Genomic DNA, 23,154 nt, shown 5'->3' with positions numbered 1-23,154 from the left:
AGGAACTCTTCTGCTAGTTTTTTAATCTCTTCCCATATGGTATAATATAAGCAGTAAAATCATTTTATACTCTTCGAAAATCTCTTCAAACCACGTCAGCTTCACCTTGCTGTAGGTATGGTTACTGACTTCGTCAGTTCTATCCACAACCTCAAAACACTGTTTTGAGCAACCTGTGGCTAGCTTCCTAGTTTGCTCTTTGATTTTCATTGAGTATTAGAACATACATGGAGGTCGTCATGGATAATATCATCGATGTGTCAATTCCCGTTGCAGAAGTGGTGGATAAGCATCCAGAAGTCTTGGAAATCCTAGTAGAGCTGGGTTTTAAACCACTTGCTAACCCCTTGATGCGCAACACAGTCGGTCGCAAAGTATCGCTCAAACAGGGTTCTAAACTTGAAGGAACTCCTATGGACAAGATTGTCCGCACGCTAGAAGCGAACGGCTATGAAGTGATTGGATTAGACTAATGGCAGATGAACGGATTCATATCCTACGGGATATTTTGTTAGAATTGCACAATGGTGCCTCTCCTGAGTCAGTTCAGGAGCGTTTTGATGCGACTTTTACAGGTGTGTCAGCCATCGAGATTTCCCTCATGGAGCACGAGCTGATGAACTCAGACTCAGGTGTCACCTTTGAAGATGTCATGGAGCTCTGTGATGTCCATGCCAATCTTTTTGAAAATGCAGTAAAGGGCGTCGAAGTAGAGGATACCGAACACCCTGGACACCCAGTTCGCGTCTTCAAGGATGAAAATCTGGCTCTCCGTGCAGCCTTGATTCGCATTCGGAGATTGTTAGATACCTATGAGTCTATGGAAGATGAGGAAATGCTGGCAGAGATGCGTAAGGGTTTGGTTCGTCAAATGGGGCTGTTGGGCCAATTTGATCTCCACTACCAGCGCAAGGAAGAGCTCTTTTTCCCCATCATGGAGCGTTATGGACACGATTCACCTCCAAAAGTTATGTGGGGAGTGGATGATCAGATCAGAGAACTCTTTCAGACAGCTCTAGCGACGGCTAAGGCACTACCAGAAGTGGCGATTAACACTGTAAAGGAGGCCTTTGAAGCTTTTGCGACAGAGTTTGAAAGTATGATTTTCAAGGAAGAGTCCATCCTACTCATGATTCTCCTTGAGTCTTTCACCCAGGATGACTGGATTCAGATTGCGGAGGAGAGCGATGCCTACGGCTATGCCATCATCCGTCCGTCAGAGAAATGGGTGCCAGAACGTCAGAGTTTCGTTGAGGAAAAGAGCGCAGAGGAGCCCGTGCAGCTAGACACGGCTGAAGGTCAAGTTCAGCAAGTCATCAATACGCCTGAAGGCCAGTTTACCATTACCTTTACCCCTAAGGAAAAGGAAGCGGTGCTGGACCGCCATAGTCAACAGGCTTTTGGCAATGGCTATCTCTCAGTAGAGCAGGCCAACCTCATCCTCAATCACCTTCCTATGGAGATCACCTTTGTCAATAAAGACGATATTTTCCAGTATTACAATGACAATGCGCCAGCTGATGAGATGATTTTCAAACGGACGCCGTCCCAAGTCGGGCGCAATGTAGAACTCTGCCATCCGCCTAAGTACCTAGAAAAGGTGAAGGCCGTTATGCAAGGTCTTCGTGAAGGGGTCAAGGACAAGTATGAAATGTGGTTCAAGTCAGAGTCGCGAGGCAAGTTTGTCCACATCACCTATGCTGCGGTACACGATGAAAACGGGGAATTCCAAGGCGTGCTAGAGTATGTTCAGGATATTCAGCCCTACCGAGAGATTGATACGGACTATTTCCGTGGATTAGAATAAGGAGAATCAATGAGTTACGAACAGGAATTTATGAAGGAATTTGAAGCATGGGTTAATACCCAGATTATGATCAACGATATGGCGCAAAAGGAAAGTCAAAAGGTCTACGAAGAAGACCAAGACGAGCGTGCCAAAGATGCTATGATTCGCTACGAAAGCCGCTTGGATGCCTATCAGTTCTTGCTTGGTAAGTTTGAAAACTTCAAGGCAGGCAAGGGATTCCATGACTTACCAGAGGGCTTGTTTGGCGAGAGAAACTATTAAAATACAGATACTTTCTTGATTTTTTGCCAAAATCTTGATAGAATATCTTTATTAAATCCTTGTCAGAGCAGGGATTTTTTATTGAAAGGATTTTATCATGTCAAAGAAACTCCAACGTAAAAAACAATTGCGAAATAGCCTTCGTCGTTCAGATGCATTTTCAACTACAATGACCAAAGTTGTAGAAGAGACCAAAAAAGTCGTGAAACATGCGGAAAAATCTGCTAGCCAAGCAGGAAAAGTTGTCTCTAAAAAAGTGGAACAAGCAGTAGAAGCGACCAAGGAACAGGCTCAAAAAGTGGCGAATTCAGTAGAAGATTTCGCAGCTACTTTGGGTGGCCTCTCAGTAGATCGCGCTAAGACTTTCTATGATGAAGGCATCAAGTCAACTTCTGACTTCAAAAACTGGACTGAAAAAGAACTCCTTGCCTTGAAGGGAATCGGCCCAGCTACGATTAAGAAATTAAAAGAACACGGCATCAAGTTCAAGTAATTTTTCTTGTTCCTTGCATTTCCGTGAAAAACTTGTTACAATAAAGCCATTAGAGGTGTTTTGGATCCCACATTTTACAGAAAGTGGCGGTGCTGAGAAGTCCACAAATGTGTCAAAACTGGTTGCTGATGATGAAAAATGAAATAAAAGTGTCTTTGTATATCCTTCAAAGACAAGAGTTGCGGGCATCTCTGCCCGAAATTGGGTGGTACCGCGGATAACATATTCGTCCCTGTCATGTAGATGGCAGGGGCATTTTTTTATGGGAAGCGAGGTAGGAAGATGGAGCAAGCACAATTACCAGAACGATTAAAAACCGATCGGCTCGTCTTACGAGTCCGTACAATAGCTGATGCCGAGGATATTCATGCCTATGCTAGTCTGCCAGAAGTTTCCTACCCAGCAGGCTTTCCGCCCGTCAAGACCTTGGAAGATGAGATTTATTATCTGGAGCATATTCTGCCCGAGCGTAATGAAAAAAACAATCTCCCAGCGGGCTATGGAATTGTCGTTAAAGGGACCGATACTATCATCGGCTCTGTTGATTTCCCTCGTCGTCACGAGGATGATGTCTTGGAGATTGGCTATATCTTACATCCAGACTATTGGGGTCTAGGTTATGTTCCAGAAGCAGCGCGTGCCTTGATTGACTTAGCTTTTAAAGAATTGAATCTGCATAAGATTGAACTGACTTGTTTTGGCTACAATGTCCAAAGTCAACGAGCCGCAGAGAAACTTGGCTTTACCTTAGAATCTCGCATAAGAGACCGCAAAGATGCCCAAGGCAACCGCTGTGATGATTTGAGATATGGCTTGCTGAGGAGTGAGTGGGAGAGTGAAAACTGTTAGTTGAACTGTTCGAGAAAATCGAACAGTTGGGATGTATTGAAGAATTTCGAAAGCGAGGTGAGAGGATTGGAAACAAGCCAGATTATTACTCTAATTAGTGGAGTAGGAATAGGGGCTATCTTGAGTGCGATTTTAGTGTTTGTTAATAATAGTAAAAGAAATCAACTTGATTATATTACTAAAGAACGCTCTGAATGGAGAAAAAACATAAAGTTGATAATTGTTGATTTGCTAAATGGAGAAAATAGGGAATCTGCAGTAAATAGTCTTAGAACACAAATCAATCCATACGGCTATTGTAGAAATATTAAATATACTAATGAGTATTACATGAAAGATGGACATATTTGGGACCTTTTAAATGATTTTGATTACTCAGAAGAAAAATCGCAAATACTCAGTCAGTATCTAAGGTTACTCTTTAAATATGATTGGGAACGTTCAAAAAATGAGGTTAGAATTAATAATAATTTCTTATGGAATTTTTTAAGATGGGGATTGATAATTCTAAACTTAATAATGTTATTTTGGGCGGGAAATGTGAATAATGAAGTAAATATGTATTTATCATTATTTTCAGTTATTCTTTTATTTTTACAACCGCACCTAATAGAATTTCTATCTAAACTCAATTTTGATTCGCCTAAAGAAAAGACTATTTTAATATTAACCTTTTTAGTAGGATTTGTATCACCTTATCTTTATTCACTTTATTTAACATTTATTTTATTAAATTTTTATAATCTATTTAAATTGAATTTTCTGGTAAATATCTTCCCGTTAATTTTGATGTTAATTATAATTTCTTCCGAACTTTTGCTTATTTATCAAATTTTTAATATAAACTATAAATATATTTCTCAAATAAAAAAGATAGAAAAAAATAGGACTGATTTAGAGTTAAAATATTACGAAATTTATAATTTAAACTCTAGATTGAAACAAAAATCATGGGATATAAAGTATAATATAACAAAAGAAGATGTTAATAAACTAAAAAAAGAACAGATAAAATTACGCAAGAAAATAAATAAGAAACTAAACAAGAAATTAAAAAGAAACTAATTATTAAGGAGAACACACATGTCTAAAGAACTTTCACCTAAATACAATCCAGCCGAGGTTGAGGCTGGTCGTTACCAAAAATGGCTTGATGCCGATGTTTTCAAGCCTTCAGGAGATCAAAAGGCTAAGCCTTATTCAATCGTCATTCCACCACCAAACGTAACTGGGAAACTCCACCTTGGTCACGCTTGGGATACGACGCTTCAGGATATCATCATCCGTCAAAAACGCATGCAAGGCTTCGATACACTTTGGCTTCCAGGTATGGACCACGCGGGGATTGCCACTCAGGCTAAGGTTGAGGAGCGCTTGCGTGGTGAGGGCATTAGCCGTTACGATCTTGGTCGTGAGAAATTCCTCGAGAAAGTCTGGGAATGGAAAGACGAATATGCTACTACTATCAAGGAACAATGGGGCAAGATGGGGCTCTCTGTAGACTATTCTCGCGAGCGTTTCACGCTTGACGAAGGTTTGTCAAAAGCGGTTCGAAAGGTCTTTGTGGACCTTTACAAGAAAGGCTGGATCTACCGTGGTGAGTTTATCATCAACTGGGACCCAGCGGCTCGCACAGCCCTTTCTGATATCGAGGTGATTCACAAGGATGTCGAAGGTGCCTTCTACCACATGAACTACATGCTAGAAGACGGTTCACGTGCCCTTGAAGTTGCGACAACTCGTCCGGAGACCATGTTTGGGGACGTTGCTGTTGCGGTTAATCCAGTAGACCCACGCTACAAGGACTTGATTGGTAAACACGTCATCCTTCCAATCGCTAATAAATTGATTCCAATCGTTGGAGACGAGCATGCAGATCCTGAGTTTGGTACGGGTGTCGTGAAAATCACGCCTGCCCATGATCCAAACGACTTCTTAGTTGGTCAACGCCACAACTTGCCACAAGTCAATGTCATGAACGATGACGGAACCATGAACGACTTGGCCTTCGAATTTGCAGGTATGGATCGTTTCGAAGCTCGTAAGGCAGTCGTTGCTAAGTTGGAAGAAATCGGTGCCCTTGTTAAAATCGAAAAACGTGTCCACAGTGTTGGTCACTCAGAGCGTACAGGTGTGGTGGTTGAACCACGCTTGTCTACGCAATGGTTCGTCAAGATGGACCAATTGGCTAAAAATGCCATTGCCAACCAAGACACAGAGGACAAGGTAGAATTCTACCCACCCCGTTTTAACGATACCTTCCTCCAATGGATGGAAAATGTCCACGACTGGGTAATCTCACGTCAGCTCTGGTGGGGTCACCAAATCCCTGCTTGGTACAATGCTGAGGGTGAAATGTACGTCGGCGAAGAAGCACCTGAAGGTGACGGATGGACTCAGGACGAAGACGTCTTGGATACGTGGTTCAGTTCTGCCCTTTGGCCATTCTCTACCATGGGCTGGCCTGATGTCGACTCAGAAGACTTCAAACGTTACTTCCCAACTTCAACCTTGGTAACAGGTTATGACATCATCTTCTTCTGGGTGTCTCGTATGATCTTCCAATCATTGGAATTCACTGGCCGTCAGCCATTCCAAAACGTCCTTATCCACGGTCTCATTCGTGACGAGCAAGGACGCAAAATGTCTAAATCTCTCGGAAACGGGATTGACCCAATGGATGTCATCGAGAAATACGGTGCCGATGCCCTTCGTTGGTTCCTTTCAAACGGTTCTGCACCAGGGCAAGACGTCCGCTTCTCTTATGAGAAAATGGATGCTTCATGGAACTTCATTAACAAGATCTGGAATATCTCTCGCTACATCCTCATGAACAATGAAGGATTGACCCTTGAGCAAGCAACTGCCAATGTGGAAAAAGTTGTTAACAAGGAAGCTGGGAATGTCACAGACCGCTGGATTCTCCACAACCTCAATGAAACGATCGGCAAAGTCACTGAAAACTTTGATAAGTTTGAGTTTGGTGTGGCTGGCCACATCCTTTACAACTTCATCTGGGACGAGTTTGCGGACTGGTACGTTGAGTTGACTAAGGAAGTCCTTTATAGCGATAACGAAGAAGAGAAAGTCATCACACGTTCTGTTCTCCTTTACACCTTGGACAAGATCCTTCGTCTCCTTCACCCAATCATGCCATTCGTGACAGAGGAAATCTTTGGACAAATTTCAGAAGGCTCTATCGTTACAGCTGCTTACCCAACTGTTAACCCAGCCTTTGAAGACCTTGCAGCCCACACTGGTGTAGAAAGTCTCAAAGACTTGATCCGTGCTGTTCGTAATGCGCGTGCTGAAGTAAATGTAGCGCCAAGCAAGCCTATCACTATCCTTGTTAAGACTAGCGATAGCGACTTGGAAGCCTTCTTTAACAGCAATGTCAACTACATCAAACGCTTCACAAATCCAGAACACTTGGAAATCGCATCAACCATCCCTGCACCTGAACTCGCTATGTCAAGCGTCATCACAGGAGCAGAAATCTACTTGCCACTGGCAGACCTTCTCAATGTCGAAGAAGAATTGGCTCGTCTCGACAAGGAACTGGCTAAATGGCAAAAAGAACTGGATATGGTCGGTAAAAAGCTCTCTAACGAACGCTTCGTAGCCAATGCCAAACCAGAAGTCGTCCAAAAAGAACGCGACAAACAAGCCGACTACCAAGCTAAGTACGACGCGACCGTAGCACGTATTGATGAGATGAAGAAGTTGGTGAAATAAACACAGAAACACGGTGATGAACCGTGTTTTTTGGTATAATGAAAATATTAAAACAATAGAAAAGAGAAGGTCTATGCCAGAAGGCGTCACTTTATTTCAAGATACCTTGATCAAATCTTTAAAGTTTGGATTTATTGATAATATTAAATTTCAAGAAGGGGGATACTCTCCTCAAATTTTAATTAATGACCCAGAGTCCAAGCGATATGTATTGAAGGATATTCAAGAAGAATTATCAAAATGCCAAGCCTTTTATATTTCGGTAGCATTTATTACCCAATCAGGAATTGCTCTGATAAAATCCCAATTATCAGATTTAATGGATAAAGGAATAAAAGGTAAAATTCTTATATCTCCTTATCTTGATTTTAATGATCCGGTTGCCATGCAAGAATTACTCAAGTTGAAAAATGTTGAAGTTCGACTTACTCCAGAGAGTCTGCAGATGCACGCTAAGTTTTATCTTTTTGAACATCAGGGGAAACAGGTTCTTATTTCTGGAAGTTCAAATTTAACTCATAATGCATTGAAAATCAATTACGAGTGGAATATTAAGTTGACATCAACTTACAATGGAGAGTTAATTCAAGCTACTAAAAAAGAGTTTGAAAAAATTTGGGAAAAGTCGGATGTTTTAACTATAGAAAAGATTGATTCTTACGCTAGAAAGCGTCAGAAAACAATTCGAGTGGACCAGATTCGAGAAGAGGAAATAGCAGAATATCAGGTTACAAGTATTGAACCTAATAAGATGCAAAATGAAGCACTGAAAGGTCTGCAGGCTATTCGCGATTCAGGGAAAAAGAAAGCTTTAGTTATCAGTGCTACAGGGACAGGAAAAACATATTTATCAGCTTTTGATGTTCAACAATTTGAGCCGAAAAGAATGCTCTTTATCGTTCATAGGGAGCAAATTCTTCAAAAGTCTTTAAAGGATTTTCAAAAGGTTTTACAGTTCCCGGAATCAGAAGGTTTGATTTATCATTCTGGTGCTGATTTGACAAATAAGAAATACATTTTTGCTACGATTCAAACTTTGTCACGTGATTATCATTTGAATCTATTTTCAGAAGATTATTTTGACTATATTTTAATTGATGAGGTTCATAAAGCTGGAGCTGATTCATACAAAAAAGTGATGGCACATTTTCATCCTGAGTTCTTTTTAGGAATGACTGCAACTCCCGAACGAACTGATGGGCAAAATATTTATGAACTGTTTGATTATAATATCGCCTATGAAATTCGTCTGCAGGATGCGCTTGATAATGATATGCTTTGCCCATTTATTTATTTTGGGGTAAAGGATATTGAGATAGATGGACATCTAATCGATGAGAAGACAAATATATCAAACTTAACATCTAATGAACGAGTTAAACATATTCTGCAAAAAATTGATTTTTATGGAGTAAGTGGTGAAAAAGTAAAAGGATTGATATTCTGTTCCTCTAAACAGGAAGCGCATGAACTCGCCTCAAAATTGAATCAGAATGGGAAAGTTTGTAGGGCTCTAACAGGCGATGATAATATTGAAACACGAAATGAAGTCGTTTCTCAACTTGAAAAAGGAGAACTAGACTACATTTTGACAGTGGATATTTTTAATGAAGGTATTGATATTCCTTCTGTCAACCAGGTAGTCATGTTAAGAAATACTCAGTCTAGTATTGTTTTTGTTCAACAACTAGGGCGTGGTCTTCGTAAACATGAGAGTAAAGAATACGTCACGATCATTGATTTTATTGGTAATTATAAAAATAACTATTTGATTCCAATTGCTTTATTTGGAGACAAATCAATGAATAAAGATAATTACCGAAGAGAGCTAAGAGAACCCAATATTTTAAATGGCCTAACTACTATTAATTTTGAAGAAGTTGCTAAAGAACAAATCTTTAAGTCTATTACTAATACAAATCTTTCCAATCGAGCTATCCTAAAAGAGGCCTATATGGAAACAAAGAACCGCTTGGGACGTACTCCGAATCTCAGTGATTTTTTGGAACTAGATAGTCTAGATCCCTATGTTTTCTTTGATACTTTTAATCATTATGGAGAGGTTATTGCTTCCTTTGAAAAAGAGGATCGGTTTATTAAAATTCCTGAATTAAATGGTTTTCTAACTTTCCTCTGCAAAGAACTATCCAATGGTAAACGAAAAGAAGAACTCTATCTTTTAAAAATATTACTAGAAAAAGGAAAGATTTCTCGATCTGAATTTAAACAAATCTTAACAATGAAGCAATTAGGATCCTCCGAACAGTTATTTAAATCTATCGAAAACTGTTTAGACTATAACTTTTTCGTTAAAAGAGATCAAGAAAAGTATGGTTTGTCAGCCTTAAGCATTGAAGATGACACTTATCAACTAGCAACAGATTTCACTCAATTTCTTACAGAGGAATACAAAAAATTTATCTTAGACATCATTCAGACTGGTCTAGAGCGCTCTCAAAAATATCCGCAGGAACCATTGACAATAGGTGAAAAATACTCTCGAAAAGATGCTGTGAGACTTCTTAACTGGGACAAGGATGAGAGTTCTACTGTATATGGATACAAGGTCAAACATGGAACGTGTCCTATCTTTGTAACTTATCATAAGGATGACGATATTACAGAAACAACCCAGTATCAAGATGGATTCTTATCCAACAAAGTCTTTCATTGGTATTCTCGGAGCAATCGAAGCTTTAAGTCTAAAGAAGTTGCTGATATTATGCAATCTAATCAAACCGGTTTGGCTCTTCATCTCTTCGTAAAAAAAGAAGACGGTGAGGGAAGTGATTTCTATTATCTAGGGCCAGTTAGTTATTTGGAAGATAGTGCTACTGAAACTAGGATGCAGGATGGAAAAACTCCTGTAGTTACAATGAATTTTGAATTAGCCAATGAGGTTTCTTCCGCACTTTATGATTATTTGACAAAAAAATAAGAGAGTAATCTCTTATTTTTTTGTTAATAATTCTACAGCTGGACGATCTACTGGAGCCCAGTTGAGAGTATCTAGTTCATTGGGAGCTAACCAAGTTGAATTTTGGTGTTCAAGCAACTCTAGTTTTCCTGATATTAGCTTTGCATGATAGGTCTTCATGACAACTGTCCCAAAATTATAATCATATGAAGCTTCATTGATGTAAGAAACAATCTCAATTTCAGAATTTAGTTCTTCTTTAATTTCACGGACTAAAGCTTGTTCAGGAGATTCTCCTACTTCTAATTTCCCACCTGGAAATTCCCAAAAACCTCCTAAACTTTTACCTTCAGGTCTTTGTGCACAGAATATTTTTCCATCTCGTTCTATAGCCGCTGCAACAACATTTATTATTTTTTTTGACATAAGCTACCTCCAAGTAATATTTTAACAAATATTTTTAAATTTACCATGTGTTAAAATCAATTGATTTTTACTTAATAAATCATAGATAAATCTATTTTAACCTTTGACTATTCCGCAAAATTATCGTACAATAAAGAGTACATGATAAAATGAGGTCGGAGTCTGTTCGCTCTGGCGATAGTAGTAAAAATGAGGAGAAACGCTTTGGAATTAGAAGTATTTGCTGGGCAAGAAAAAAGTGAACTATCTATGATTGAGGTAGCGCGCGCTATCTTGGAACTTCGTGGTCGCGATCATGAGATGCATTTTAGCGATCTTGTAAACGAAATTCAAAACTACCTTGGAACATCAAACAGCGATATCCGCGAAGCTTTGCCTTTGTTCTACACAGAGTTGAACTTTGACGGTAGCTTCATCTCTCTTGGGGACAACAAATGGGGTCTTCGTTCATGGTATGGTGTAGACGAAATCGACGAAGAAATCATCGCTCTTGAAGAAAGTGACGACGATGAAGTAGCACCAAAAGCTAAGAAAAAACGTGTCAATGCCTTTATGGATGGCGACTCAGATGCCATTGACTACAACGCAGATGATCCAGAAGACGAAGATGCATACGAAGCAGATCCAGCTCTTTCATATGATGATGAAAATCCAGATGATGAGAAAAATGAAGTGGAAGCTTACGATGCAGAAATCAACGAAATTGCTCCTGATGACTTGGGTGAAGACGTGGATCTTAACGAAGAAGACGACGAGTTTTCTGACGATGACGCTGAAACGAGTGAAGAAGAGTAAAAGACTTCACAGAGGAGATCGTAAGATCTCCTTTTTCGTTCCTTGAGCAGGTCATCAGTTTGGATGCGGATCTTTAATTTGTTTTCTGAAAACAATCTTCTTTTTTCATCTTTTACCAATTCAGGTTGACAAATGTTCTGCTTTAAGGTATCATATTGTTCGGGCACCTCTTTTAGAGGTCGGGGCTCCCTAGTTACTAGGGAGCTATTTTTGTTTTTTCAGGAAGTTTTCTTGAAAAGTCGTTATTCATAAGGGTCTTGTTTTCTATCTCCCCTCGTAGTTAACAAGACCTTGAGCATTTTAGAAAGAGGAATCTATGTCTACGAAATATATTTTTGTAACTGGTGGTGTGGTGTCGTCTATTGGGAAAGGGATTGTGGCAGCAAGTCTGGGGCGTCTCTTGAAAAATCGTGGTCTAAAAGTGACTATTCAGAAGTTTGACCCTTATATCAATATCGATCCGGGAACCATGAGCCCTTACCAGCACGGGGAAGTCTTTGTGACAGATGATGGGGCTGAGACCGATTTGGACTTGGGCCACTATGAACGTTTCATCGATATCAATCTCAACAAATACTCCAACGTGACAACTGGTAAAATCTACAGTGAAGTTCTTCGTAAAGAACGCCGTGGCGAGTACCTTGGGGCAACTGTTCAAGTCATTCCTCATATCACAGATGCTTTGAAAGAAAAAATCAAGCGTGCTGCTGTAACGACTGATTCGGATGTCATTATCACAGAGGTTGGTGGAACCGTTGGGGATATCGAGTCCTTGCCATTCCTAGAGGCTCTTCGTCAGATGAAGGCAGATGTGGGTGCGGATAATGTTATGTATATCCACACAACCTTGCTTCCTTATCTCAAGGCTGCGGGTGAGATGAAGACCAAGCCAACTCAACATTCTGTAAAAGAATTGCGTGGTTTGGGAATCCAGCCAAATATGTTGGTTATTCGTACAGAAAAACCAGCTGGTCAGGGCATTAAAAACAAACTAGCTCAGTTCTGTGACGTGGCTCCAGAAGCTGTTATCGAGTCTTTGGATGTCGAACACCTTTACCAAATTCCATTGAACTTGCAGGCACAAGGTATGGACCAAATTGTCTGTGACCATTTGAAACTAGACGCACCAGCAGCGGATATGACAGAGTGGTCAGCCATGGTGGACAAGGTCATGAACCTGAAAAAACAAGTTAAGATCTCCCTCGTTGGTAAGTATGTGGAGTTGCAAGATGCCTACATCTCTGTGGTTGAAGCTTTGAAACACTCTGGTTATGCCAACGACGCAGAAGTGAAGATTAATTGGATCAATGCCAATGATGTGACAGCAGATAATGTAGCAGAACTCTTGTCTGATGCGGACGGAATCATCGTACCAGGAGGTTTTGGTCAACGTGGTACGGAAGGGAAAATCCAAGCCATCCGATATGCGCGTGAGAATGATGTCCCAATGTTGGGAGTCTGCTTGGGAATGCAGTTGACTTGTATCGAGTTTGCTCGTCACGTTTTGGGTCTTGAAGGTGCCAATTCTGCTGAACTTGCACCAGAAACAAAATACCCTATCATAGATATCATGCGTGATCAGGTTGATGTTGAGGATATGGGTGGCACCCTTCGTTTGGGACTTTATCCGTCTAAGTTAAAACGTGGTTCTAAAGCAGCGGCTGCTTATCACAATCAAGAAGTGGTGCAACGCCGTCACCGTCACCGTTATGAGTTTAACAATGCCTTTCGTGAACAGTTTGAGGCAGCAGGTTTTGTCTTCTCAGGAGTTTCTCCAGACAATCGTTTGGTCGAAATTGTGGAAATTCCTGAGAATAAATTCTTTGTGGCTTGTCAGTATCACCCTGAACTTTCCAGCCGTCCAAACCGTCCAGAAGAACTCTACACTGCCTTTGTTACTGCAGCAGTTGAGAATAGTAACTAGTTATCTTCTAATCTCTGAGAGCAATCTCAGAGGTTTCTTCTAGCATATTTAGGATAAGATTTGCAAAAAAAATAGATAGTGATATAATTAATATAATAATTCCTAAGGAGGATATACAATGAAAAAAATCACACTATTTTGTTTGTCTCTAGCAGGTTTAGCTTTACTGGCTTTCCCTCATTCAGGAAAAGCATTCGAATTGGAAGAAGAATGGGTTATTAAGGGTGGGGTTAAGTATCAAGATGGCAAAATTCTTCGATTTAATAATGGCCATGAAGTAGATATCAAAGTCTTGGATTTGCCAAAAACTGAGAAAATCGAGTGGATGGTCAGTCTCAATGGTCAAGATCAGACAGTCAATTTCCTAGGCCAAGAAAAGGACAAGTCTATGGTCGGTACAGAGGGGCGTTACCTGAATTTCTACGTACCTTATGGCTATAGAGGAGATATCAAGGTCGAGGCCAAGAGTGGAAATGAAGTAAAGACCTGGTCCTCTAAAGTGGTAGATGATGTATATAATGGTGAGAAAAGTGGCTACTACCGTATTGAAGAATCAAAAGACCATTACACCTACCTTGATACAAAATGGGACTATCAAACCAAGACCTACACTGCTACCTTACCAGAGACTATCAATGGTCAAAAAGTTTATGCTTGGAAAGACCATGACAATGGTGAATTAAAACTTACAAAACCAGAATCGATCAGTCATTCCTACAAGGGGGGAGGAGCCTTCCGAGAACTTTATCCGATTGTAAAAGCAGAAAGCTGGCTAAAATCAGACCAAAATTGGTATTATCAAAAACAAGGCCAACTAGTTCAAAATGCTTGGGTTAAAGACAATGGAACTTGGTACTTTATGAATGATAAAGGGATTATGTTTAATCAAACTTGGCTCTATCAAGGTGGCAACTGGTATGCCTTTAAATCATCAGGAGCTATGATTGCTAATGATTGGCTTTACGACCAAGGCAAGTGGTACTATTTATCAACTTCAGGCTCTATGAAAGCAAGCACTTGGATTTTTGACAAGGGAGAATGGTATTATGTAAGTTCTTCTGGTACCATGATTGCGAATGATTGGGTCAAAGACAATGGTAAGTGGTATTATCTAGCTTCATCAGGTAAGATGCTTCGCAATACCTACACACCAGATGGCTACTACGTTGGCAACTCAGGCGCTTGGCAATAAGAATAATACTCTGCGAAAATCTCTTCAAACTACGTCAGCGTCGCCTTACCGTAGGTATGGTTACTGACTTCGTCAGTTCTATCCACAACCTCAAAACACTGTTTTGAGCAACCTGCGGCTAGTTTCCTAGTTTGCTCTTTGAGTATAAGAAGTCCTTTTCCTTTAAGGAAGGGGCTTTTTACTTGCTTTTCTACGGCTTCCCTATTTGTCCTAGAGCCCTTTTTGTGTTACAATGAATGGTATGAAAGCTAAGAAATTATGGATGACTGGCTTGACTGTGGCTGGTCTAAGTGCCCTTGCTTTGGGGGCTAAAAAAGCAGCAGATAATCACAAGCTCATGAAGACTCAGGAAGAGTTGACCGCTATCGTGCGCGAACTTTTCTCAGATATGGGTGAGATTGCGACTCTCTATGTTCAAGTCTACGAAAGTAGTCTAGAGCGACTTGTCGGAGGAGTCATTTTCGAGGATGGTCGTCACTATACCTTTGTCTATGAAAATGAAGACATGGTCTATGAGGAGGAAGTCTTATGATAATTCCTAGTAGTATAGAAGAACTAGCAGGTTTTGTCGAGCAAGATGGCAAGAAGGTCTTTCTTTTTGTGGCGGACTGGTGTGGCGATTGTCGTTATATCTATCCTGCCTTGCCAGAGATTGAGGAGACAAATCCAGAGTTCACCTTTATTCGAGTGGACCGGGACCAGTATCTGGATCTGGCCAAACTCTGGGATGTGTATGGCATTCCTAGCCTTGTTGTGCTAGAAAAGGACAAGGAAATCGGCCGTTTTGTCAATCGCGACCGTAAAAGCAAGCAACAAATTAACGACTTTTTAGCAGGACTGAAATAGGAGAAAAAGGAAACAATGATTTTTACATATAATAAAGAGCATGTTGGCGATGTCCTTATGGTCATCGTGAAAAATAGCGGAGATGCCAAGTTGGATGTGGAGCGCAAAGGTAAGGTAGCCCGTATTTTCCTCAAAGAAAATGGAGAAACAGTAGCTTGGAATATTTTCGAAGTTTCAAGTTTGTTTGAAATTGCAGAGCGCGGTCAAGTCTTTTTATCAGATGAGCAAGTGGAACGTTTGAACCAAGAATTGCAGACGGAAGGCTTTGCAGAAGAAATTGTCAATGACAAGGAACCTAAGTTTGTCGTCGGTGAGATTGTTGAGATGGTAGCCCATCCAGATAGCGACCACCTCAACATCTGTCAAGTGGCCGTTGCAAGTGATAAGACAGTGCAAATCGTTGCAGGGGCTCCCAATGCGCGTGTTGGGTTGAAAACCATTGTAGCTCTTCCTGGAGCTATGATGCCAAAAGGCAATCTCATTTTCCCAGGCGAACTTCGTGGTGAAAAGAGTTTTGGTATGATGTGCAGCCCTCGTGAACTTGCCTTGCCAAATGCTCCGCAAAAACGTGGGGTTATTGAATTATCAGAAGACCAAGTTGTCGGAACTCCATTTGACCCAGCCAAACACTGGACGGCCTAGGAAATTGTCGGTATTTGATAGACCAGATAGAGGGGGATAAGATGGCGAAAAATGTAGTGATTACAGGAGCGACCTCAGGAATCGGTGAAGCGATTGCGCGTGCTTATCTGGAGCAGGGGGAGAATGTCGTTCTAACAGGGCGACGGACAGACAGACTAGAGGCCCTCAAGTCAGAGTTTGCAGAAACGTTTCCAAATCAAACAGTTTGGACTTTTCCTCTGGATGTGACGGATATGACCATGGTAAAGACTGTTTGTTCCGATATTTTGGAAACGATAGGGCAGATTGATATATTAGTCAATAACGCTGGACTAGCTCTTGGCTTGGCTCCCTATCAAGACTATGAAGAATTGGATATGCTGACCATGTTGGATACCAACGTCAAGGGTTTGATGGCAGTTACTCGCTGTTTCTTGCCTTCTATGGTAGCAGCCAATCAAGGTCATATTATCAATATGGGATCGACCGCAGGAATCTATGCCTATGCTGGGGCAGCTGTTTACTCAGCCACCAAGGCTGCGGTCAAGACTTTTTCAGATGGTTTGCGAATTGATACCATCGTAACGGATATCAAGGTGACCACTATTCAGCCAGGAATTGTCGAAACAGATTTTTCTGCGGTACGTTTCCACGGTGACAAAGAGCGTGCTGCAACCGTCTATCAGGGAATTGAGGCCCTGCAAGCTCAAGACATCGCAGACACAGTGGTCTATGTGACCAGTCAACCCCGTCGTGTGCAGATTACAGATATGACTATTATGGCCAATCAACAGGCGACTGGATTTATGGTTCATAAAAAGTAAAAAATTTTCCTCGAAAAGTTACAAATTTCTGTAACTTTTTTGATTTCCTACGAATAGATAAGTAGGAGGAAGAAAATATGTATAATAAAGTTATCATGATCGGGCGCTTGACGTCTACACCAGAATTGCACAAAACAAACAATGACAAGTCAGTAGCGCGAGTAACTATCGCTGTGAACCGTCGTTACAAAGACCAAAACGGGGAACGTGAAGCTGACTTTGTCAATCTTGTTCTTTGGGGGAAATTGGCTGAAACCTTGGCAAGCTACGCAACTAAAGGTAGTCTTATCTCTGTGGATGGAGAACTTCGTACCCGTCGCTTTGAGAAAAATGGCCAGATGAACTTTGTGACTGAAGTCCTTGCCACAGGATTCCAACTTTTGGAAAGCCGCGCCCAACGTGCTATGCGTGAAAATAATGCAGGACAGGATTTGGCAGATTTGGTCTTGGAAGAGGAAGAATTGCCATTTTAAGCATTGAAAAGTCTGAGTTGGTCTCAGGCTTTTTATCTTGCCAAAGTCAGACTTTTTTCTTGACTATTTCTGACCAAGTGATACAATAGAACTATGAATTAGCACTCAGATATAAAGAGTGCTAATAATATGTATTTCATCATGGAGGAAAACAGATGTTGAAACCATTAGGAGACCGTGTGGTCTTGAAAATCGAAGAAAAAGAACAAACTGTTGGAGGCTTTGTCCTTGCGGGCTCAGCCCAAGAAAAAACAAAAACAGCCCAAGTTGTAGCTACTGGACAAGGGGTTCGTACCTTGAACGGTGACTTGGTTGCTCCAAGCGTTAAGCCTGGAGACCGTGTCTTAGTTGAAGCTCATGCAGGTATTGATGTCAAAGATGGCGATGAAAAGTACATCATCGTTGGCGAAGCCAATATTTTGGCAATCATTGAAGAATAGAAGGAGAAAGTAAGTATGTCAAAAGAAATTAAATTTTCATCTGATGCTCGTTCAGCTATGGTCCGTGGTGTCGATATCCTTGCGGACACAGTTAAAGTAACCTTGGGACCAAAAGGTCGTAATGTTGTATTGGAAAAATCATTTGGTTCACCATTGATTACCAATGACGGTGTTACTATTGCCAAAGAAATTGAATTAGAAGACCATTTTGAAAATATGGGTGCCAAATTGGTATCAGAAGTGGCTTCAAAGACCAACGATATCGCAGGTGACGGAACGACAACTGCAACTGTCTTGACCCAAGCAATCGTTCGCGAAGGAATCAAAAACGTCACTGCAGGTGCCAACCCAATCGGCATTCGTCGTGGGATTGAAGCAGCGGTTGCCGCAGCTGTAGAAGCCTTGAAAAACAATGCCATTCCTGTTGCCAACAAAGAAGCCATCGCTCAGGTTGCCGCTGTATCTTCTCGTTCTGAAAAAGTCGGCGAATACATCTCTGAAGCCATGGAAAAAGTTGGTAAAGATGGTGTCATCACTATTGAAGAATCACGTGGTATGGAAACAGAGCTTGAAGTCGTAGAAGGAATGCAGTTTGATCGCGGTTACCTTTCACAGTACATGGTGACAGATAGCGAAAAAATGGTGGCTGATCTTGAAAATCCATACATTTTGATTACCGACAAGAAGATCTCAAATATCCAAGAAATCTTGCCACTTCTAGAAAGCATTCTCCAAAGCAATCGTCCACTCTTGATTATTGCGGATGATGTAGATGGTGAAGCTCTTCCGACTCTTGTATTGAACAAGATTCGTGGAACCTTCAATGTCGTAGCTGTCAAAGCACCTGGCTTCGGTGACCGTCGTAAGGCTATGTTAGAAGACATCGCCATCTTGACAGGCGGAACAGTTATCACAGAAGATCTTGGTCTTGAGTTGAAAGATGCGACTATTGAGGCGCTTGGTCAAGCAGCGAGAGTAACTGTGGACAAAGATAGCACTGTTATCGTAGAAGGTGCTGGAAATCCTGAAGCTATTTCTCACCGTGTTGCGGTTATCAAGTCTCAAATCGAAACTACAACTTCTGAATTTGATCGTGAAAAATTGCAAGAACGCTTGGCAAAATTGTCAGGTGGTGTCGCAGTCATCAAGGTCGGAGCTGCAACTGAAACTGAGTTGAAAGAAATGAAACTCCGCATTGAAGATGCCCTCAACGCTACTCGTGCAGCCGTGGAAGAAGGAATCGTTGCTGGTGGTGGAACTGCTCTTGCCAATGTCATTCCAGCCGTTGCTGATTTGGAATTGACAGGAGATGAAGCAACAGGACGTAATATTGTTCTCCGTGCCTTGGAAGAGCCTGTTCGTCAAATCGCCCACAATGCGGGATTCGAAGGTTCTATTGTTATTGACCGCTTGAAGAATGCTGAAGTTGGTACAGGCTTCAACGCAGCAACTGGCGAATGGGTCAACATGATTGAAGAAGGAATCATTGACCCAGTGAAAGTGAGCCGTTCAGCCCTTCAAAATGCAGCATCTGTAGCCAGCTTGATTTTGACAACAGAAGCAGTCGTAGCTAATAAACTGGAACCAGCAGCCCCAGCTCCAGCAATGGATCCAAGCATGATGGGCGGGATGATGTAAAAGCAACTTATAAAAAACACAAAAGGAGGGAACATAATCCCTCCTTTTAAGGTTTTTTCTTCTAAATAGATTTGAGCTCTCCTAACTTATATGATAAAATAAGACTATAAAAAGGAGAAGAACATGATCGATGTAGAAGAAATTCTGAGCAAGATGAATCTCAATCAGAAGATTAATTATGACCGTGTCATGCAGAAAATGGTTCAGGTTTGGGAGAAAAATGAGCAACGTCCCACTATTCTCATGCATGTTTGCTGTGCTCCTTGTAGTACCTACACCCTAGAATACCTGACAAAATACGCTGATGTGACCATCTATTTTGCCAATTCCAATATCCACCCCAAGGCAGAATACCACAAGCGGGCTTACGTCACCAAGAAATTTGTCAGTGACTTCAATGAGCGAACAGGAAATACGGTCCAGTATTTAGAAGCCCCATATGAACCCAATGAATACCGGAAGTTAGTTAGAGGACTAGAAGAAGAACCCGAAGGTGGTGACCGTTGCAAGGTTTGTTTTGACTACCGTTTGGACAAAACAGCACAGGTAGCTATGGACTTGGGCTTTGACTACTTTGGTTCAGCATTGACCATCAGTCCTCATAAGAATTCTCAAACCATCAACAGCATCGGAATCGATGTACAAAAGATTTATACCACCCACTATCTTCCAAGTGATTTCAAGAAAAATCAAGGCTACAAGCGCTCGGTAGAGATGTGCGAGGAGTATGATATCTATCGTCAATGTTATTGTGGATGCGTCTATGCAGCTCAAGCTCAGAACATTGATCTTGTTCAGGTTAAGAAGGATGCCACAGCTTTCTTGTTGGATAAGGATGTTGAAAAAGACTATTCCCATATCAAGTTTACTGTTACTAAATTAGATATATAGCAATCAACCCAGCTGAAAAGCTGGGTTTTTCAAATAAAAAACCAGGGCTCTCACCCCGGTTTGACAACTTTACCGATTCTTTAGTTCTATGTAGCGTTTGTACCAAATGTTGACATAGGCCTCTGAGAAAGGACCGCGCCCATTGTTGATCCAATCAACAAGGATTTTAACATGTTCTTTCAAAATATAGTCTAAATCATCAGAATACTTCATTTTGCGTTTATGGCGCTCATACTCTTCAACGTCCAAAAGACGCTTTTCACCATCAGTGAAGACCTTGACATCCAAATCATAATCAATGTATTTCAGGGCTTCTTCATCGAGATAGTAAGGACTTGCCATATTGCAATAGTAGGAAATCCCATTATCACGAATCATGGCAATGATATTAAACCAATATTTTTTGTGAAAGTAAACAATAGCGGGTTCTCGAGTCACCCAACGACGACCGTCACTTTCGGTAACAAGTGTGTGGTCGTTGACGCCGATAATAGCGTTCTCTGTTGTTTTTAGTACCATGGTGTCTCGCCAAGTACGGTGAAGACTCCCATCATGCTTATAACTTTGAATTGTAATAAAGTCGCCTTCTTTTGGAAGTTTCATAACTAACCAACTTTCTACAATTTATAAGTTTATCGTTTACTATTATATCATAAATTGGTCTAATTTTTTTGAATTTTACCTGAAAATGTTAAAGATATTCTCTGAGAGCGCTGGCTATATCCGAAAAATCATAGCCTTTTCTGGCTAGGACTTGGGTCAAACGTTGCTTTAGTTCGTAACCTTCATATTTACGAGCATATTTAGAATATTGTTTATCCAGTTCTTTAAAAATGAGTTCTTGAGTCGTTTCTTGGTCGACTTGACTGTCCAAGTCGTCAAAGGCATTCTTAGCATCAGAATAGGAGAAGCCTTTGTTCGTTAAGTTTTGGATAATCTTATCTTGCAAGGCACGAGTGGGAAGCTTTCCCGTGTATTTTTTTAGAAGTTTCTCCGCCACACGTTGAGCAACCTCCGAAAAATCAAAATCCTTTAAAACATCTTCAATAGTTGCTTTGGCAATCCCTTTTTGAGACAGTTTTTGAGCTAGCACATAAGGTCCCTTATCTCCAGAAAGTTGATTGGCATTGATGATAGAGTAGGCATACTGACGATCATTAATCCAGTTGTCTTCTTTAAGATTAGCGATAACTTGACTAGTGATTTTTTCATCAATATCATACTTATTCAGGTACTCTTGCACTTCCTTTTCGGTTCGAGCTTTAAATGATAGATGGTAGAGGGCGAGGTTCTTACCATAAGAGAACTGAGCAAAGTCCTGAATCTCGGTCAATTCTTCCTTGCTAATGACCTTATCTTTAGACAACATAAAACGAACAATGGTATCCTCCGTGATATAAGAAGTTTGCTGTCCATCTAACTCCATCAAGTAGAGGCGTTTTTTCTTTTCAAGTTTTGTGATTTTCATAGTTCTATTATACCCTAAAATGTGATAAGATAGGGGTATGAATCTGAAAGTCAAACAAAAGATACCTTTAAAAATTAAGCGGATGGGCATCAATGGTGAGGGAATCGGTTTCTACCAGAAAACTCTCGTTTTTGTACCTGGAGCCCTCAAAGGAGAAGACATCTATTGTCAAATTACTTCTATTAAACGCAACTTTGTTGAAGCAAAATTACTAAAGGTTAATAAGAAGTCGAAATTTCGAGTCGTACCAGCTTGTACCATTTATAATGAATGTGGTGGTTGCCAAATCATGCACCTCCACTATGATAAACAGTTAGAGTTCAAAACGGATCTGCTCCGCCAAGCCCTGAAAAAATTTGCTCCTGCAGGATATGAAAACTATGAAATCCGTCCAACTATCGGTATGCAGGAACCAAAGTACTACCGTTCTAAGCTTCAATTCCAGACTAGAAAATTTAAAAATCAGGTCAAGGCAGGTTTGTATGCGCAAAACTCTCATTATCTCGTAGAGTTGAAAGACTGCTTGGTACAAGATAAGGAAACCCAAGTGATAGCGAATCGCCTAGCTGAACTTCTTACTTACCACCAAATCCCCATCACCGATGAGAGAAAAACGCTCGGTGTTCGCACCATCATGGTACGCAGAGCAAGAAAAACGGGGCAAGTTCAAATAATCATTGTTACGAATCGTCAGCTTAATTTAACCCAGCTGGTAAAAGACTTAGTTAAAGATTTTCCAGAAGTCGTCACGGTTGCAGTCAATACAAACACAGCAAAAACAAGTGAAATCTATGGTGAAAAGACGGAAATTATCTGGGGCCAAGAGAGCATTCAAGAAGGAGTACTCGACTATGAGTTTTCTCTCTCGCCCCGAGCTTTTTATCAACTTAATCCGGAGCAGACAGAAATTCTCTATAATGAAGCAATTAAGGCTCTGGATGTCAGCAAAGAAGACCATCTAATCGATGCCTATTGCGGTGTTGGGACGATTGGATTTGCCTTCGCAAAGAAGGTCAAGAGTCTCAGAGGAATGGATATTATTCCGGAAGCCATAGAAGATGCCAAGCGAAATGCTCAAAAAATGGGGTTTGACAATACCCATTACGAAGCGGGGACAGCAGAAGAGACTATTCCACGCTGGTATCAAGATGGCTACCGAGCGGATGCATTGATAGTTGACCCTCCTCGTACAGGCTTAGATGATAAGCTGTTGGAAACCATTCTGACCTATGTCCCAGAAAAAATGGTCTATGTATCCTGCAATGTTTCGACCTTGGCACGAGATTTGGTTAAACTGGTAAAAGTTTATGATCTCCAGTATATCCAGTCAGTCGATATGTTTCCCCACACTGCACGAACAGAAGCAGTAGTCAAGTTAGTGAAGAAAAGAAAAAATTAAATTCACTAAAAAAAGTCCTTGACAAAGGTAAAAAAGTAGGTATAATAGAAAGAGTTGAAAAGCTCAAGGTCCGTTGGTCAAGGGGTTAAGACACCGCCTTTTCACGGCGGTAACACGGGTTCGAATCCCGTACGGACTATGGTGTATTGTGG

At 40.9% G+C, this 23,154-nt stretch carries 23 protein-coding genes and 1 tRNA gene; 21 read left to right on the top strand and 3 right to left on the bottom strand.

The window, feature by feature from the left end; translation table 11 throughout:
- The first annotated feature begins 239 nt into the window (after positions 1-239).
- From O3652_RS07380 to O3652_RS07345, 8 genes are all read left to right on the top strand, one after another.
- On the top strand, positions 240-473 hold the full coding sequence (locus O3652_RS07380; protein WP_000368739.1) for a DUF1858 domain-containing protein: 234 nt from the start codon (positions 240-242) through the stop codon (positions 471-473).
- The gene (locus tag O3652_RS07375; protein ID WP_125413672.1) at positions 473-1,807 is read left to right on the top strand and encodes a DUF438 domain-containing protein; all 1,335 of its coding nucleotides are present in this window, start codon (positions 473-475) and stop codon (positions 1,805-1,807) included. The genes O3652_RS07380 and O3652_RS07375 overlap by 1 nt, the downstream gene beginning before the upstream one ends.
- 9 nt (positions 1,808-1,816) lie before the next feature.
- Positions 1,817-2,071 (top strand): DUF1912 family protein, encoded by a 255-nt coding sequence (locus O3652_RS07370; RefSeq protein ID WP_101800386.1) that lies wholly within the window; start codon positions 1,817-1,819, stop codon positions 2,069-2,071.
- A gap of 97 nt (positions 2,072-2,168) precedes the next feature.
- On the top strand, positions 2,169-2,564 hold the full coding sequence (locus O3652_RS07365; RefSeq protein ID WP_125413673.1) for a helix-hairpin-helix domain-containing protein: 396 nt from the start codon (positions 2,169-2,171) through the stop codon (positions 2,562-2,564).
- A 282-nt stretch (positions 2,565-2,846) separates the two neighbouring features.
- Positions 2,847-3,413 carry a GNAT family N-acetyltransferase gene (locus O3652_RS07360; RefSeq protein ID WP_096753415.1) on the top strand — a complete coding sequence of 189 codons (567 nt, stop codon included), beginning with the start codon at positions 2,847-2,849 and terminating at the stop codon, positions 3,411-3,413.
- Between the two features lie 57 nt (positions 3,414-3,470).
- Positions 3,471-4,478 (top strand): hypothetical protein, encoded by a 1,008-nt coding sequence (locus tag O3652_RS07355; protein ID WP_371590252.1) that lies wholly within the window; start codon positions 3,471-3,473, stop codon positions 4,476-4,478.
- A gap of 18 nt (positions 4,479-4,496) precedes the next feature.
- Positions 4,497-7,148: a valine--tRNA ligase gene (locus O3652_RS07350; protein ID WP_125413741.1), complete on the top strand. Its 2,652-nt coding sequence runs from the start codon at positions 4,497-4,499 to the stop codon at positions 7,146-7,148.
- Between the two features lie 73 nt (positions 7,149-7,221).
- Positions 7,222-10,086: a DUF3427 domain-containing protein gene (locus tag O3652_RS07345; RefSeq protein WP_001114049.1), complete on the top strand. Its 2,865-nt coding sequence runs from the start codon at positions 7,222-7,224 to the stop codon at positions 10,084-10,086.
- 12 nt (positions 10,087-10,098) lie between these two features.
- On the opposite strand, the gene O3652_RS07340 is transcribed toward O3652_RS07345, so the two are convergent.
- Positions 10,099-10,491 carry a (deoxy)nucleoside triphosphate pyrophosphohydrolase gene (locus O3652_RS07340; RefSeq protein ID WP_000037666.1) on the bottom strand — a complete coding sequence of 131 codons (393 nt, stop codon included), beginning with the start codon at positions 10,489-10,491 and terminating at the stop codon, positions 10,099-10,101.
- Between the two features lie 204 nt (positions 10,492-10,695).
- Between O3652_RS07340 and rpoE the strand changes: the two genes are divergently transcribed.
- The 11 genes from rpoE to O3652_RS07285 all read left to right on the top strand — a co-directional run bounded on the left by rpoE (position 10,696) and on the right by O3652_RS07285 (position 20,135).
- Positions 10,696-11,286 carry a DNA-directed RNA polymerase subunit delta gene (gene rpoE, locus O3652_RS07335; protein ID WP_000418415.1) on the top strand — a complete coding sequence of 197 codons (591 nt, stop codon included), beginning with the start codon at positions 10,696-10,698 and terminating at the stop codon, positions 11,284-11,286.
- A gap of 316 nt (positions 11,287-11,602) precedes the next feature.
- On the top strand, positions 11,603-13,210 hold the full coding sequence (locus O3652_RS07330) for a CTP synthase (protein ID WP_000105262.1): 1,608 nt from the start codon (positions 11,603-11,605) through the stop codon (positions 13,208-13,210).
- Between the two features lie 118 nt (positions 13,211-13,328).
- Positions 13,329-14,402: an N-acetylmuramoyl-L-alanine amidase family protein gene (locus O3652_RS07325; RefSeq protein WP_185755894.1), complete on the top strand. Its 1,074-nt coding sequence runs from the start codon at positions 13,329-13,331 to the stop codon at positions 14,400-14,402.
- A gap of 232 nt (positions 14,403-14,634) precedes the next feature.
- Positions 14,635-14,934, top strand: coding sequence for a DUF4651 domain-containing protein (locus O3652_RS07320; RefSeq protein WP_033629371.1), 300 nt, complete (start codon positions 14,635-14,637; stop codon positions 14,932-14,934).
- Entirely contained in the window at positions 14,931-15,248 is a 318-nt protein-coding gene (locus O3652_RS07315) for a thioredoxin family protein (protein ID WP_033629372.1), read from the top strand. Before O3652_RS07320 ends, O3652_RS07315 begins: the two co-directional genes overlap by 4 nt.
- 15 nt (positions 15,249-15,263) lie before the next feature.
- Positions 15,264-15,890 carry a YtpR family tRNA-binding protein gene (gene ytpR, locus O3652_RS07310; RefSeq protein WP_125413742.1) on the top strand — a complete coding sequence of 209 codons (627 nt, stop codon included), beginning with the start codon at positions 15,264-15,266 and terminating at the stop codon, positions 15,888-15,890.
- A gap of 41 nt (positions 15,891-15,931) precedes the next feature.
- Complete coding sequence (locus O3652_RS07305) at positions 15,932-16,693, top strand: SDR family NAD(P)-dependent oxidoreductase (protein ID WP_125413743.1); 762 nt, start codon at positions 15,932-15,934, stop codon at positions 16,691-16,693.
- A 77-nt stretch (positions 16,694-16,770) separates the two neighbouring features.
- Positions 16,771-17,166 carry a single-stranded DNA-binding protein gene (locus O3652_RS07300; RefSeq protein ID WP_007522747.1) on the top strand — a complete coding sequence of 132 codons (396 nt, stop codon included), beginning with the start codon at positions 16,771-16,773 and terminating at the stop codon, positions 17,164-17,166.
- Positions 17,167-17,321: 155 nt separating this feature from the next.
- A complete protein-coding gene (groES, locus tag O3652_RS07295) occupies positions 17,322-17,606 on the top strand; it encodes a co-chaperone GroES (RefSeq protein WP_000917326.1) in 285 nt (94 codons plus the stop codon).
- 15 nt (positions 17,607-17,621) lie between these two features.
- Positions 17,622-19,244, top strand: a complete 1,623-nt coding sequence (gene groL, locus O3652_RS07290) for a chaperonin GroEL (protein ID WP_125413744.1) — start codon at positions 17,622-17,624, stop codon at positions 19,242-19,244.
- A 123-nt stretch (positions 19,245-19,367) separates the two neighbouring features.
- Entirely contained in the window at positions 19,368-20,135 is a 768-nt protein-coding gene (locus O3652_RS07285) for an epoxyqueuosine reductase QueH (protein WP_000567555.1), read from the top strand.
- 69 nt (positions 20,136-20,204) lie between these two features.
- Here the strand turns inward: O3652_RS07285 and O3652_RS07280 are convergent, their stop codons facing one another.
- Positions 20,205-20,738 (bottom strand): DUF402 domain-containing protein, encoded by a 534-nt coding sequence (locus tag O3652_RS07280; RefSeq protein ID WP_000775318.1) that lies wholly within the window; start codon positions 20,736-20,738, stop codon positions 20,205-20,207.
- A gap of 88 nt (positions 20,739-20,826) precedes the next feature.
- On the bottom strand, positions 20,827-21,603 hold the full coding sequence (gene recX / locus O3652_RS07275) for a recombination regulator RecX (RefSeq protein WP_125413745.1): 777 nt from the start codon (positions 21,601-21,603) through the stop codon (positions 20,827-20,829).
- A 37-nt stretch (positions 21,604-21,640) separates the two neighbouring features.
- Here recX and rlmD point away from each other — a divergent pair, with 37 nt between their 5' ends.
- Positions 21,641-23,002 (top strand): 23S rRNA (uracil(1939)-C(5))-methyltransferase RlmD, encoded by a 1,362-nt coding sequence (gene rlmD / locus O3652_RS07270; RefSeq protein ID WP_125413746.1) that lies wholly within the window; start codon positions 21,641-21,643, stop codon positions 23,000-23,002.
- 67 nt (positions 23,003-23,069) lie between these two features.
- Positions 23,070-23,141: transfer RNA gene (locus tag O3652_RS07265), tRNA-Glu, on the top strand.
- Positions 23,142-23,154: the final 13 nt, after the last annotated feature.

It is taken from the genome of Streptococcus sp. 27098_8_23 (assembly GCF_041432195.1).
Lineage (GTDB): Bacteria > Bacillota > Bacilli > Lactobacillales > Streptococcaceae > Streptococcus.
This window is presented reverse-complemented; position numbering and strand designations above follow the sequence as displayed.

What these genes read in the sequence shown, in the direction of transcription:
- O3652_RS07380 (WP_000368739.1), top strand. Translation starts at nt 240, where the DNA reads ATGGATAATATCATCGATGTGTCAATTCCCGTTGCAGAAGTGGTGGAT.
- O3652_RS07375 (WP_125413672.1), top strand. Translation starts at nt 473, where the DNA reads ATGGCAGATGAACGGATTCATATCCTACGGGATATTTTGTTAGAATTG.
- O3652_RS07370 (WP_101800386.1), top strand. Translation starts at nt 1,817, where the DNA reads ATGAGTTACGAACAGGAATTTATGAAGGAATTTGAAGCATGGGTTAAT.
- O3652_RS07365 (WP_125413673.1), top strand. Translation starts at nt 2,169, where the DNA reads ATGTCAAAGAAACTCCAACGTAAAAAACAATTGCGAAATAGCCTTCGT.
- O3652_RS07360 (WP_096753415.1), top strand. Translation starts at nt 2,847, where the DNA reads ATGGAGCAAGCACAATTACCAGAACGATTAAAAACCGATCGGCTCGTC.
- O3652_RS07350 (WP_125413741.1), top strand. Translation starts at nt 4,497, where the DNA reads ATGTCTAAAGAACTTTCACCTAAATACAATCCAGCCGAGGTTGAGGCT.
- O3652_RS07345 (WP_001114049.1), top strand. Translation starts at nt 7,222, where the DNA reads ATGCCAGAAGGCGTCACTTTATTTCAAGATACCTTGATCAAATCTTTA.
- O3652_RS07340 (WP_000037666.1), bottom strand. Translation starts at nt 10,491, where the DNA reads ATGTCAAAAAAAATAATAAATGTTGTTGCAGCGGCTATAGAACGAGAT.
- O3652_RS07330 (WP_000105262.1), top strand. Translation starts at nt 11,603, where the DNA reads ATGTCTACGAAATATATTTTTGTAACTGGTGGTGTGGTGTCGTCTATT.
- O3652_RS07325 (WP_185755894.1), top strand. Translation starts at nt 13,329, where the DNA reads ATGAAAAAAATCACACTATTTTGTTTGTCTCTAGCAGGTTTAGCTTTA.
- O3652_RS07320 (WP_033629371.1), top strand. Translation starts at nt 14,635, where the DNA reads ATGAATGGTATGAAAGCTAAGAAATTATGGATGACTGGCTTGACTGTG.
- O3652_RS07315 (WP_033629372.1), top strand. Translation starts at nt 14,931, where the DNA reads ATGATAATTCCTAGTAGTATAGAAGAACTAGCAGGTTTTGTCGAGCAA.
- ytpR (WP_125413742.1), top strand. Translation starts at nt 15,264, where the DNA reads ATGATTTTTACATATAATAAAGAGCATGTTGGCGATGTCCTTATGGTC.
- O3652_RS07305 (WP_125413743.1), top strand. Translation starts at nt 15,932, where the DNA reads ATGGCGAAAAATGTAGTGATTACAGGAGCGACCTCAGGAATCGGTGAA.
- O3652_RS07300 (WP_007522747.1), top strand. Translation starts at nt 16,771, where the DNA reads ATGTATAATAAAGTTATCATGATCGGGCGCTTGACGTCTACACCAGAA.
- groES (WP_000917326.1), top strand. Translation starts at nt 17,322, where the DNA reads ATGTTGAAACCATTAGGAGACCGTGTGGTCTTGAAAATCGAAGAAAAA.
- groL (WP_125413744.1), top strand. Translation starts at nt 17,622, where the DNA reads ATGTCAAAAGAAATTAAATTTTCATCTGATGCTCGTTCAGCTATGGTC.
- O3652_RS07285 (WP_000567555.1), top strand. Translation starts at nt 19,368, where the DNA reads ATGATCGATGTAGAAGAAATTCTGAGCAAGATGAATCTCAATCAGAAG.
- O3652_RS07280 (WP_000775318.1), bottom strand. Translation starts at nt 20,738, where the DNA reads ATGAAACTTCCAAAAGAAGGCGACTTTATTACAATTCAAAGTTATAAG.
- recX (WP_125413745.1), bottom strand. Translation starts at nt 21,603, where the DNA reads ATGAAAATCACAAAACTTGAAAAGAAAAAACGCCTCTACTTGATGGAG.
- rlmD (WP_125413746.1), top strand. Translation starts at nt 21,641, where the DNA reads ATGAATCTGAAAGTCAAACAAAAGATACCTTTAAAAATTAAGCGGATG.